The sequence below is a fragment of the Stenotrophomonas sp. SBJS02 genome, assembly GCF_020428325.2.
GTDB lineage: Bacteria > Pseudomonadota > Gammaproteobacteria > Xanthomonadales > Xanthomonadaceae > Stenotrophomonas > Stenotrophomonas africana.
This window is the reverse complement of record NZ_CP109812.1, coordinates 1,737,357-1,749,948: the sequence shown is the minus strand read 5'-3', so window position 1 is coordinate 1,749,948 and position 12,592 is coordinate 1,737,357. Positions and strand designations below refer to the sequence as shown.

Annotated in this window: 10 protein-coding genes and 1 tRNA gene; 2 read left to right on the top strand and 9 right to left on the bottom strand. The window is 65.4% G+C overall.

Annotated features, from left to right (window positions below):
- Nucleotides 1-7 precede the first annotated feature (7 nt).
- Complete coding sequence (locus FQS62_RS08375) at nucleotides 8-2,338, top strand: TonB-dependent receptor (protein ID WP_099588772.1); 2,331 nt, start codon at nucleotides 8-10, stop codon at nucleotides 2,336-2,338.
- Nucleotides 2,339-2,368: 30 nt separating this feature from the next.
- The gene (locus FQS62_RS08370) at nucleotides 2,369-2,908 is read left to right on the top strand and encodes a DUF4189 domain-containing protein (protein ID WP_226053529.1); all 540 of its coding nucleotides are present in this window, start codon (nucleotides 2,369-2,371) and stop codon (nucleotides 2,906-2,908) included.
- Between the two features lie 95 nt (nucleotides 2,909-3,003).
- Here the strand turns inward: FQS62_RS08370 and FQS62_RS08365 are convergent.
- From FQS62_RS08365 to hflX, 9 genes are all read right to left on the bottom strand, one after another.
- Nucleotides 3,004-3,096, bottom strand: a tRNA-Ser gene (locus FQS62_RS08365).
- Nucleotides 3,097-3,174: 78 nt separating this feature from the next.
- Nucleotides 3,175-3,378 (bottom strand): carbon storage regulator CsrA, encoded by a 204-nt coding sequence (gene csrA, locus FQS62_RS08360; protein ID WP_004152909.1) that lies wholly within the window; start codon nucleotides 3,376-3,378, stop codon nucleotides 3,175-3,177.
- A 147-nt stretch (nucleotides 3,379-3,525) separates the two neighbouring features.
- Nucleotides 3,526-6,174: an alanine--tRNA ligase gene (gene alaS, locus FQS62_RS08355; protein ID WP_088480338.1), complete on the bottom strand. Its 2,649-nt coding sequence runs from the start codon at nucleotides 6,172-6,174 to the stop codon at nucleotides 3,526-3,528.
- Nucleotides 6,175-6,283: 109 nt separating this feature from the next.
- Nucleotides 6,284-6,775, bottom strand: a complete 492-nt coding sequence (gene recX / locus FQS62_RS08350; protein WP_049449562.1) for a recombination regulator RecX — start codon at nucleotides 6,773-6,775, stop codon at nucleotides 6,284-6,286.
- A 110-nt stretch (nucleotides 6,776-6,885) separates the two neighbouring features.
- Nucleotides 6,886-7,923, bottom strand: coding sequence for a recombinase RecA (gene recA / locus FQS62_RS08345; RefSeq protein WP_049449560.1), 1,038 nt, complete (start codon nucleotides 7,921-7,923; stop codon nucleotides 6,886-6,888).
- 204 nt (nucleotides 7,924-8,127) lie between these two features.
- Nucleotides 8,128-8,763, bottom strand: a complete 636-nt coding sequence (lexA, locus tag FQS62_RS08340; RefSeq protein ID WP_005412936.1) for a transcriptional repressor LexA — start codon at nucleotides 8,761-8,763, stop codon at nucleotides 8,128-8,130.
- A gap of 176 nt (nucleotides 8,764-8,939) precedes the next feature.
- Nucleotides 8,940-10,622 carry a 2-polyprenylphenol 6-hydroxylase gene (gene ubiB / locus FQS62_RS08335; protein ID WP_088480351.1) on the bottom strand — a complete coding sequence of 561 codons (1,683 nt, stop codon included), beginning with the start codon at nucleotides 10,620-10,622 and terminating at the stop codon, nucleotides 8,940-8,942.
- Nucleotides 10,623-10,656: 34 nt separating this feature from the next.
- Complete coding sequence (locus FQS62_RS08330) at nucleotides 10,657-11,151, bottom strand: CinA family protein (protein ID WP_010484249.1); 495 nt, start codon at nucleotides 11,149-11,151, stop codon at nucleotides 10,657-10,659.
- A gap of 122 nt (nucleotides 11,152-11,273) precedes the next feature.
- A complete protein-coding gene (hflX, locus tag FQS62_RS08325; protein WP_100442734.1) occupies nucleotides 11,274-12,584 on the bottom strand; it encodes a ribosome rescue GTPase HflX in 1,311 nt (436 codons plus the stop codon).
- Nucleotides 12,585-12,592: the final 8 nt, after the last annotated feature.

The following is a 12,592-nucleotide window of genomic DNA, read 5'->3' as shown; positions in this document are numbered from 1 at the left end:
TCATGCCATGCGTCGCCACCTGCTTGCTGCTGCCATTCTGTTCGCCGTACACACCGCCCAGGCCGCGGACGAACCCACCCTCCCCACCCTCCAGGTCCAGGCCTCCCAGCCCTCGCGCATCGACACCCGGGTCACTGTCGACAATCCACAGGCGCAGAACCGCACCCTCGGCGGCCTGCTCGAACACGTCTCCGGCGTGCAGAGCAGCGCCTTCGGGCCAAACGCGGGCGCTCCGGTCATCCGCAGCCTCAGCGGCAACCGCGTGCAGATCCTGCAGGACGGCCAGTCCATCCTCGGCATGAACGCGATCAGCGGCGACATCAACATTCCGTTCGATCCGCTGTTCGTACGCAGTGTGACCGTCAACAAGTCCTCCGACACCGTGCGCTACGGCGGCAATGCGATCGGAGGCAGCGTGGAGATCGATCCGGGCCTGATCTCGCGCAGCATGGAAGACAAGGACCAGTCGATGGAACTGGTCCTGCGCAAGGGCTTCAATGCCGCCGACGCGCAGGGCTTCCGCATGAACTTCAACAACCAGCGCAACCTCTCGACCAACCTGCAGGTCTCTCGGCAGCGCATCTCGCACTACGACATCCCCGGCAACAGCAAGGCCAGTGTCTGCAACACACGACTGTTTCCGCCGACCGGCGGCGTCAACTCGGCGCTGGCCGACAGCTGCCAGAAGGAGGCGCGCGTCCAGCAGATCTACAACAAGGCCTCGCAACCTTACATCGACCAGTTCATGACCGAGAACCCGGACTGGGCCGATGGTGATTTCTCGTTCTACACCAACAACCCGACTTCGGTCTGGCAGCGCCGTACCTATATCAATCCGGTCAATCCGGCCTATGTCGCCGGCACGCCGTCATACGTACAGAAGCAGATCAACAATGATGTGACGCCCGATTACCATCACCGGTTGGGCAACAGTTACGCGCGCAATTCGCAGGTGGCGTTCGGGTCGACCCTGTTCTTCGACCGTGGTTACGTGGGTGTCAGCATCGATGCCAAGGACAGCGAATACGGCGTGCCCGGGTTCTCGATGCAGAACCTGTCGTTCGGTTCCAACTACGCCAACGCATTGCCGGTGGGCGTGGTGATCAAGCAGGAACGCTACGCACTGGAAGCCCTGTTGCGCGACCCGCTGCCGTGGTTCGAGCGCGCCGAACTGCGTGTTTCCAAGCTGGACAACACCTCGGGCGAACGGCTGGGTGCCACCCGGGCCAACGACTACGATTTCGAGAGCGCCCAGGCCGAACTGCTGCTGAGCCATCAGCGTGTCGGTCCGCTCAGCGGCCTGCTCGGTTACAGCCACCAGTCGCGTGATGTCACCGGCAGCGGCTCGCTGCGCTACCTGCCTGACGTCGACACCCGCAGCAATGCAGTGTTCTTGAAGGAGACGCTGGACTACGGCTGGGCCAGTTTCGACGCTGGCGTGCGCCACGAGCGTGTCGACCACGAACTGCAGCCGAGCCGCTTCAAGACCGCGCGCAATGCCGCCAACACGAAACTGCAGGATCGTTCCTACCGGCTCAACAGCTACGGCCTGGGTTCGTATGTCGAGCTCGGTCCGTTGTTCGCCGCCAAGGTGCGCTACTCGTCCTCGCAGCGCGCACCGGAGATCAATGAGTTGTATGCGAGCAACGCGCACTACTCGGTGATGACCCAGGAAGAAGGCAACCAGAACCTCGAGCCAGAGCGCGCGAAAAACCTGGAGCTGACCGGCCTGTTCCATATCGGAGGGTTCGAACTGTCGGCCACCGCGTATCGGATGAAGTACGAGAACTATCTGTACCTGGGTTACTCGGGCGTGCAGACCGCCAACCGCCTGCCGCTGAAATACTGGAAGCAGACCGACACCACGGTGAAGGGCTTCGAGATCGACGCATCGCAGGCCCTGGACCTTGGCCGCTATGGCACGTTGAACATCTCCGCCTTCGCCGACCTGGTGAAGAACAAGGCCGATCACCCCGATTCGCTGCGTGCCCACAACGACGGCGAGTACCTGCCGAACATGCCGACCAACCGCTACGGCGCCAATCTGCAGTGGCAACGCGAGGGTTGGAAGGCGCAGCTGTCCAGCACCTACTACGACACGCAGAAGTACCTCGGCCGCAACGTCAGCGAGGAAGTGCCACTGGATGCCTTCAACCTGGTCGACCTGCAGGTCAGCCGTGAGCTGCCGGTACGCAACAGCTACATCGCCGGCATGGAGGTGTTCGTCAACGGCAGCAATCTGCTCAATGAAGAAGCACGCCCGCACAACTCGCCGTTGAAGTACATCGCGCCGTTGCCGGGGCGCGGTTTCCAGGTGGGGGTGACGGTGAGGCTCTGACGGTCAACCGATGGCGCCGCCCGCGGTTCGATGAACTTCGGGCTCGGCGTAGTGGCGGCAACGTTGCGCTTCAAACCCGGTCTGATCCACCATCAGCAGAAAATGGAGATGGGAATGAACTGGATGCGCCCCCTGTCACTTGGCCTGTTGCTGTGCCTGTCATCCGGCGCCAACGCGGCCTCCGCCATCGTCTACGACGACGATGGCCGCTACGGCTACGCCATGAACCACAGCACGCTGTCGGCTGCGATGCAGCGCGCACTGCAGCACTGCGCCGTTCGGTCCCGCAACTGCGCGCAGACTGCCACGACCACCGCGGTGGGATATTCGGCGATCGCTACCGGCACCGTCGCCATGGGCTTTGCACTTGGGGAAAAGACGGCGGACGCCGCACAACGCAAAGCGGAAAGAATGTGCAGGCAACGTGCCAATGACTGCACACTGGCAATTCTCTGGCGCGAAACGCCAAGCGGCATTGCGCCGCCCGCTCATCCGGGTCATGCGGTGCCGGAGCCCAGGCTCTATTCCTCGCCCGAAGTCGGGCAGGACGCGGCTGGCACCACCCACTAGGCCTGCACAACGCCCGTGCGGCGCGGCCGTGTGTTACCGCGTTGAACAAAGAAAAACGCCTGCAGATCGACGATCTGCAGGCGCTTCTTTGTATCTGGCGGAGTGAGAGGGATTCGAACCCTCGATAGAGCTTTTGACCCTATACTCCCTTAGCAGGGGAGCCCCTTCGGCCACTCGGGCATCACTCCGGGGTTTTCTCCGCGTCTGGTGCGTTGCACCTCAGCGGGGCGTGAATCATAACGTTAATCGAGTGCGAAGGTAAAGCGTTATTCGGCAGAATTTTCGCTACCGGTGCCACCGGCTTCATCACCACGCTGGATGCGCTGATAGATCTCTTCGCGATGCACAGCGACGTCCTTCGGCGCGGTGATGCCGATACGCACCTGGTTACCCTTGACGCCAAGCACGGTGACGCTCACCGAGTCACCGATCATCAGGGTTTCGCCGACGCGGCGAGTCAGGATCAACATTTTTGTAAGTCTCCATGGAACCGTGTGGAAGGGTATCCCCCACCGGCTTGACGCTCCGTCAAGAAGCGCTACCACGACAAAGGGAAAAGATTCGCAATGGTACCGTCAGCCGTCCCGCTCCTACAAGGAGGGGGACGGCCAGGTTCATCACAGGCGGGGGCTGACCCATTCGACGACTGCAGCCAGCGCAGTGGCAAGGGCGGGCCCGTCCTCGCCACCACCCTGGGCGAGGTCCGGGCGTCCGCCGCCCTTGCCCCCGATCTGACTGGCGATATGGGACAACAGTTCCCCAGCCTTCACCTTGCCCATTGCGCTGCCGTTCACACCCGCGACCAGGGCGGCCTTGCCGTCCTGGGCGCCGGCCAGCACGATCACAGCGTCGCCCAGCTGCTGCTTGAGGCGGTCCATGGCGTCACGCAAGGCCTTGGCGTCGAAGCCCTCCAGGCGGGCAGCCAGTACTTTCACGCCAGCAACCTCGACGGCCTGGCCGGACAGGTCGGCCGTGGCACCCGCGGCAACCTTGGCCTTCACGGCTTCCAGTTCGCGTTCCAGCTGCTTCTGGCGCTGGCCGAGGGCACGGATCTTCTCGACCACGTCGGCGGCGCTGCCGCCGAGCAGTTCAGCGGCCTCTACCAGGCGGGCCTCTTCGGCGTCCACGTAATCCAGCGCACCCTGGCCGGTAACAGCCTCGATGCGGCGCACGCCGGCGGAGACGCCGCCCTCGGAGGTGATCTTGAACAGGCCGATGTCGCCGGTACGGTTGACGTGGGTACCGCCACACAGCTCGGTGGAGTAGTCACCCATCTTCAGCACGCGCACATGCTCGCCGTACTTTTCGCCGAACAGGGCCATCGCGCCGAAGTCCAGCGCTTCCTGCATGCCCATGTTGTGCACTTCGGCGGCGTTGTTGGCGCGCACCTGCTGATTGACCTTACGCTCGATCACAGCCAGCTCTTCCGCGCTGATCGGCTGGAAGTGCGAGAAGTCGAAACGCAGGCGGTCCGGAGCGACCAGCGAGCCCTTCTGCTGCACGTGGGTGCCCAGCACTTCGCGCAGGGCGGCATGCAGCAGATGGGTGGCCGAGTGGTTGAGGATGGTGGCGCCGCGGCGCTCGCCATCGACCTGGCCGGACAGCACGTCGCCGACCTTCAGGCCGCCGTCGGACAGGGTGCCGACGTGGCCATGGAACTGGCCGGCGAACTTCTGGGTATCGTCCACCGCCAGGCGCACTCCGTTGCCGGTCAGCACGCCGGTGTCGCCGACCTGGCCACCGGATTCGGCGTAGAACGGGGTCTGGTCGGTGATCACGATGACTGCGTCACCGGCATCGGCCGACTGCACCGGACGACCGTCCTTCAGCACGGCCAGTACGGTCAGGCCGTCGGCCTGCAGGCGGTCGTAGCCGAGGAACCGGGTCGGGCTCAGGGTCGCCACCAGCTCGGCCGGCAGGGTCACGCCGCCACCGAACTTGCCGGCCGCACGTGCGGTTTCGCGCTGCTGTTCCATCGCAGCATCGAAGCCGGCGATGTCGACGGTCAGGTCGCGCTCGCGGGCGATGTCCTGGGTCAGGTCGAGCGGGAAGCCATAGGTGTCGTACAGGCGGAAGGCGTCAACGCCCGGGATCACGCCATTGCTGGCCTTGCCCGCGACGTCTTCGAAGATCTTCATGCCGGCGTCGAGGGTTTCAGCGAAACGCTCCTCCTCGGCCTGCAACGCACGGGTGACGGTGTCAACCGCTGCCGGCAGTTCCGGATAGGCCTCGCCCATCTGCTCGACCAGGGTGGGCACCAGCTTGCTGAAGAACGGCTGGCGCACACCCAGCATCCAGCCATGGCGCAGGGCGCGGCGGATGATACGGCGCAGCACATAGCCACGGCCTTCGTTGGAAGGCAGCACGCCATCGACGATCAGGAACGAACAGGCACGGATGTGATCGGCGATCACACGCAGCGACTTGTTTTCCAGGTCGGCGGTGCCGGTCAGCTCGGAGGCCTTGCGGATCAGGGCCTGGAACAGGTCGATCTCGTAATTGGTGTGCACGTGCTGCAGGATCGCCGCCAGGCGCTCCAGGCCCATGCCGGTATCCACGCACGGGGCCGGCAGCGGCACCAGGGTGCCGTCGGGCTGGCGGTCGAACTGCATGAACACCAGGTTCCAGATCTCGATGAAGCGGTCACCGTCTTCATCCGGAGAACCCGGGGGGCCACCGGCGATATGGTCGCCGTGGTCGTAGAAGATCTCGGTGCACGGGCCACAGGGGCCGGTGTCAGCCATCTGCCAGAAGTTGTCCGAGGCGAACGGTGCGCCCTTGTTGTCGCCGATGCGTACGATGCGCTCTTCCGGAACGCCGACCATGTCGCGCCACAGCGCGTAGGCTTCGTCGTCGGTCTGGTAGACGGTGACCAGCAGGCGCTCGGCCGGCAGCTTCCAGACCTGGGTCAGCAGTTCCCAGGCCCAGGCGATCGCGTCCTTCTTGAAGTAGTCGCCGAACGACCAGTTGCCCAGCATTTCGAAGAAAGTGTGGTGGCGCGCGGTGTAGCCGACCTGGTCGAGGTCGTTGTGCTTGCCGCCCGCGCGCAGGCAGCGCTGGACGTCGGCCGCGCGCACGTAGCTGCGCTTTTCCGCGCCAAGGAACACGTCCTTGAACTGCACCATGCCGGAGTTGGTGAACAGCAGGGTCGGATCATTGCCCGGCACCAGCGGCGCCGACGGCACGATGGTGTGGCCTTTACCCTTGAAGAACTCAAGGAAGTCGCTGCGGATCTGGGAAGTCGTGAATTTGGCGGATGCGTTCATTGGGGGCTGGCAGTCTGCGGGCCGGCGGGCCCGGACCACCGGCCGCGTTGGCCAGGGTCACGAGGGACCGCCGAAAACCTAAAGGGTATCAGGCCCGGCGCCGCCAGTCTCAGTCATCCGGGTCGTAGCGGGTCGCGCGGCGGATGCTGTCGCCGTCGAAGCCCCGTCGGGCCAGCAGATCGGCGGCCTTGCGCCGCTGTGTCAGGTCCTGCGGGCCGGCCTCGCCAAAGCGTCGGCGGACCAGATCACGGGCGTTTTCCTGCCAGTCGCCTTCGTAGCTGTCCATCGCCGCGGCAATCGCGGCGCTGTCCAGGCCGTGGGTCCCCAGCTCGGCGCGGACATGGATCGGCCCATAGCCGGTGTTGGCGCGCATCCGCACCAGATTTTCGGCAAAACGGGTGTCGTCCTGCCAGCCGGCCTCGGTCAGCTTGGCGACAGCCGCCTGCGCAGCCTCGTCTTCGATGCCACGAGCGGTCAGCTTGCGGGTGAGTTCCTTGCGCGAGTGCTCGCGGCGGACCAGCAGGCCCAGCGCTCGTTGCACGGGCGTCTGCTCGCGCGACCGGCGTTTGCGGCCGGTGGGAATGTCGTCGGCGTCGGACATCGGTGCTCCAAGGGTGGCGCCGTCCGTGGCGCCCTGCCCATCCCTGGGCGATTCGAACCTGCGGGACAGGGCGACGTCACTGACGGCGCCACCCTGCCCCACAGCAAGCCTTATTCGTCGTCGCCTTCGTCGTCGCCTTCCTCACGGGTGGCTTCGGTCGGCTGGAACTTCTCGCGCAGTTCGGCTTCGAGCTTCGCGGCAACCGTCGGGTTGTCGCGCAGGTAGCCGCGGGCGTTGTCCTTGCCCTGGCCGATGCGCTCCTCACCGTAGCTGTACCAGGCGCCGGCCTTCTCGACCAGCTTGGCATCCACACCCATGTCGATCAGCTCGCCCTCGCGGCTGATGCCTTCGCCGTACAGGATCTCGGTGATGACCTGCTTGAACGGAGGCGCCAGCTTGTTCTTGACGACCTTGATCTTGGTCTGGTTGCCGATGATCTCGTCGCCCTTCTTGATCGCGCCGATTCGGCGGATGTCCAGGCGGACCGAGGCGTAGAACTTCAGCGCGTTGCCACCGGTGGTGGTTTCCGGGCTCTGGCCCGGCATCATCACACCGATCTTCATGCGCAGCTGGTTGATGAAGACCACCAGGGTATTGGAACGCTTGATGTTACCGGTCAGCTTGCGCAGCGCCTGGCTCATCAGGCGGGCCTGCAGGCCCGGCAGCTGATCGCCCATCTCGCCTTCGATTTCAGCCTTCGGGGTCAGCGCGGCCACCGAGTCGATCACCAGGATGTCGACCGAACCCGAACGGACCAGCATGTCGGCGATTTCCAGCGCCTGCTCACCGGTATCCGGCTGCGACAGCAGCAGGTCGTCCACGTTCACGCCCAGCTTGGCGGCGTAGATCGGGTCCAGCGCGTGCTCGGCATCGATGAAGGCCGCAGTGCCGCCCATCTTCTGGCATTCGGCGATGGCCTGCAGGGTCAGCGTGGTCTTGCCCGAGGATTCCGGCCCGTAGATTTCAACGACACGGCCCTTCGGCAGACCGCCAATGCCCAGTGCGATGTCGAGCATCAGCGAACCGGTCGGGATAGCCTCGACGGGCTCAACCACGCGGTCGCCCATGCGCATCACCGAGCCCTTGCCGAACTGCTTTTCGATCTGGCCCAGAGCTGCAGCGAGGGCGCGCTTCTTGTTCTCGTCCATCGGATTGGTCCTTGCAGAGGTCGTGTCGTTGGAAGTGCTGTCTTTGGGGGTCTTCTTTGCCATGGGCTCACTTTAAGTCGGATGTATCGCACAGGCTGAGATTCTGCCCGGCGCTCTGAAAAGAATTATCGGACATCCGTACCAACCTCAGTGGAACCAGAGAATCGCCACAAAAGACCGCGGGGTAATGCGCTATGGAACGGGTCAACGATTGGGTCGCAGCAGGCCGCAATAGAGGCCTTCGATCGCGAAATCCTGATCCGGCAGCACTTCGATCGGCTTGTAGTCGGGATTACGCGGCAGCAGGCGGATACGATCCTTGGCGATCTTCAGCAGCTTGACGGTGATCTCGTCATCGATGCGCGCCACCACGATCTGGCCGGAATGGGCGTCGCGGGTGCGATGGACGCCGATCAGGTCACCGTCGAAGATGCCCTCATCGATCATCGAATCGCCCTGCACCTTCAGCAGGTAGTCCGGCGCCGGCGAGAAGAACACCCGGTCCAGCACCACGAAATCGTCCGAGCCGATATCGGCGCCGATCGGCAGGCCCGCCGCAACCCGGCCGAGCACCGGCAGGCGCAGCACGCTGTCGGGCAGGCCTGGCTCGGCCAGTTTCTCGACCGGCGGCGCCTGCACCAGCCGGATGCCGCGGGCCTGGCCCGGGATGCGACGGATCGCACCGGCCTGCTCCAGGGCCTCCAGGTGGTACTGGGCCGCGCGCACGCCCTTGAAGCCGAACGCACGTGCGATTTCAGTCTGCGACGGCGGTGCGCCTTCGCTCTCGATACGCTCGGCGATCAACTGCAGGATCGCCTGCTGGGTGTCGGTCAGGTCCATGGTTAGTAGTATTACTACTAACTCACAGGACTGCAAGTGCCGGAGACGACACGGCGACATCTGTAGTACCGAGCCGTGCTCGGCAATGTGGCGAATGTCTGGGCTGACCTGGGCAAGAGCAGCCGAGCATGGCTCGGCTCTACAGGAATCGCTGCGCGATTCCGCGGTAAACACACTCACGTGTGCTTACCGCTTCTCCATATCGAGAACAGGATCCACACGCCGCAGAAGCCGGCGCCGATGAAGCCGCAGACGCCCAGCGCCAGCAGCCAGCGGCTGGAGACGCCGCCGACGCTGTGCATCACGATCGAGGAACCGATGATCAGCGCAGCAGTGACGATGCCCATCACCAACCGGTTCGCTGCGCGGTTCACCTGTTCGCCAAAGCCCTGCAGCGCCGTGGTTTCCACCTTCAACTGCAGGCGTCCCCGGCGCGCCGCCTGCACCAGCTTGCGCAGGTCGCGGGGAAGCTCACCGGCGAAGTCGACCAGGCCCAGCAGGCTGCGGCGGCCGCGCTTGAGCAGCGCCTTGGGCGCATAGCGCTGCAGCACCACCCGCTCCAGGAACGGGCGCGCGGCGCTGGCCATGTCGAAATCCGGGTCCAGCTGCCGGCCCATGCCTTCCAGGGTCAGGAACGCCTTGATCATCAGCGCCAGGTCAGCCGGCAGGGTCAGGCTGTAGCTGCGCAGCAGCTGGGTGATGTCGCCCAGCATCAGGCCGATGCGCAGGTCCTTCAGCGGCACGCCACGGTACTGGTCGACGAACTGGCTGATGTCGTGCTGCAGCCGGTTCTCGTCCACCTCAACTCCGCCGGCCCAGTCCAGCAGCACGTCGGCCACGCCCTGCGGGTCCTGCTCGACCAGCCCGTGCAGCAGCTGCGCCACCTGGAAACGCCGGACTTCCGACAAGGCGCCGACCATGCCGAAATCAATCACGCCGATGCGGCCATCACGTAGATAGATGATGTTGCCCGGGTGCGGATCGGCGTGGAAGCTGCCGTCCTCCAGCACCATCTTCAGCACGATGTCCGCACCGCGCCGCGCCAGTTCGCGCCGGTCCAGTCCTGCCGCGTCGACGCCAGCCAGGTCACGCCCGGGAATGCCGTCGACGAAGTCCTGCACGTTCAGGCTTTCGCAGGTCCACTGCCAGTGCACCTTCGGAATCAGTATGTCGTCACGGCCGCTGAAGTTGCGCGCGATGCGCTCGGCATTGCGGCATTCGGCAGCGAAATCCAGCTCGCGGCGCAGCGACACGGTGAACTGCTGCACGACTTCGGCCGGGCGGTAACGACGCAGGTCCGGCAGTCGCGCTTCAACGATCTCGGCCAGGCGGGCCAGCAGACGCAGGTCGGCCTCGACCACATCGCGGATGCCGGGGCGCCGCACCTTCAGCACCACCTCGCGACCATCATGCAGGCGCGCGCGATGGGCCTGCGCCAGCGAGGCGGCAGCCATCGGGGTCTCATCGAGGAACGCGAACACCTCTGCAGGCGATGCGCCAAGGTCGGCCTCAAGCTGCTCGCGGATATCCGCATACGGCAGCGCCGGCACCGCGTTCTGAAGTTCAGAAAGCTCGGCGATCCATTCCGGCGGCAACAGGTCGACACGCGTTGCCAGCACCTGCCCAAGCTTGACGAAGGTCGGGCCAAGATCCTGCATCGCGCTGCGCACACGCACCGGCGCGGTCATCCGCAGCAGTTCCTGCCGCTCCTCGTTCCAGTGCAGCAGGCGCCCTGCCCGCTCCAGCGTGCTGGCCAGGCCGATGCGCCGCACCACGTCACCGAAGCCGTAGCGGATCAGGACGACGGCAATTTCCTGCAGTCGGCCCAGGTCACGGACCGTGCCCAGCGTTTCCCACATCATGCGTGCTCCGGACGATTACCGGAGCAGCATGTCACAGCTGGGCGTCGATACCGCGCAATGCCGCTGCCACGGTTTGCCGGCGGATGGCTTCGCGGTCGCCATCGAACTGGAACAGCTCGGCGCGGGCGTAGCCGCCGCGCCGCTTCCAGCCGATCCAGACACTGCCGACCGGCTTGTCCGGGCTGCCACCGCCAGGACCGGCGATGCCGGTCACCGCCACGGCGATGCCGGCACCGGAATTGACCAGTGCGCCGGACACCATCTCCAGCACGGTTTCGCGGCTGACCGCACCGAACTGCTCCAGGGTCTGCGCGCGCACACCCAGCAGGCGCTGCTTGGCCTCGTAGCTGTACACCACCATGCCGCAGTCGAAGAACGCCGAGGAACCGGCGATATCGGTCATGCACTTGGCGATCCAGCCACCACTGCAGCTTTCAGCGGTCACCAGCTGCAGCGAGGCCTGCTGCAGGCGCTGCCCGAGCGCGGCGGACTGGGCATTGAGTTCAGCGTCGGTGGGAATGGACATCGGCATGACGGTGGGGTGAAGAACCTGCACGTTGTACCGCAGATGACAGGCGGATGTCGCGCCCCTCCGGCGCGGCTGCGTTGCCGGCCAGCGGCCGGCACTACCCGGTATCGGCCGCTAGCTCACCACTCCGGCAGCCTCTCCGGCAGCAGCGCCCGGATCGGCGCACCGTCGGCACTGGCGGCCAGCTTTTCGGCTTCGGCGATCGGCAGATCGACCTGCAGCAGCCAGCCGTCTTCATCGGCCTGCTCGCTGCGGATCACTTCCAGCTGGTGCAGGCGCGCACGCAGGCGGCCGGCATCCGGCGGCAGGCGCAGTTCGCCGGTGACATGCTGCAGGCCCAGGCGCTTGCCCAGCACCGCCTGCAGCAGCTCCAGGCCCTGCCCGTCACGCGCGGAAATCCACACCCGCTCGCGACGCGACTCATCCGGGATACCGTCCTGGCCATCGTGGCGGACGTCGGCACCGTCGATGCGGTCGATCTTGTTGAACACCAGCAGCTGCGGCAGGTCACCGGCACCGACCGCGGTCAGTACCTCGTCCACCTGGGCGATGCGCTCCTCGCGGTGCGGATCAGCAGCGTCGACCACGTGCAGCAGGAAGTCAGCCTCGCGCGCCTCGGACAGGGTCGAGCGGAACGCGGCGACCAGATCATGCGGCAGATCGCGGACGAAGCCGACGGTATCGGCCAGCACCACGTTGCCCCCGGGCACCGCAATGCGTCGCACGGTCGGGTCCAGCGTTGCGAACAGCTGGTCGGCGGCATACGCCTCGGCCCCGGTCATGGCATTGAACAGGGTCGACTTGCCGGCGTTGGTGTAGCCCACCAGGGCCACGCGCGGCAGTTCGCTGCGCACGCGCGCGCGCCGCATCTGGGTGCGCTGCACCTCCACCTTTTCCAGGCGCTTCTGCAGCTGCTCGACCCGCTTCTGCAGCAGGCGGCGGTCGGTTTCCAGCTGGGTTTCACCCGGGCCACGCAGGCCGATGGAACCACCGCGCTGGCGCTCCAGATGGGTCCAGCCGCGCACCAGCCGCGTGGCCAGGTGGCGCAGCTGCGCCAGCTCGACCTGCAGCTTGCCCTCGTGGCTGTGCGCACGCTGGGCGAAGATGTCCAGGATCAGGCCGGTACGGTCGATCACCCGGCGCTCGAGGAAGCGTTCCAGGTTGCGTTCCTGGCCCGGGCTCAACGCATGGTTGACCAGGATCAGGTCGGCACCGCTGGCGTCGGCCGCAGCCTTGATCTCGTCCAGCTTGCCGCTGCCGATCAGGGTCGACGGATTCGGACGGTCCAGGCGTGCGGTGATCGTCGCGGCGATGCTGGCCCCAGCCGAGCGGGCCAGATCACCGAATTCTTCCAGCACATCGTCTTCCAGCTTGCCGAAATGGGGCTGGATCAACAGGGCGTGTTCGCCCTTTTTCGAGCGGTCAAACATTCACCGCT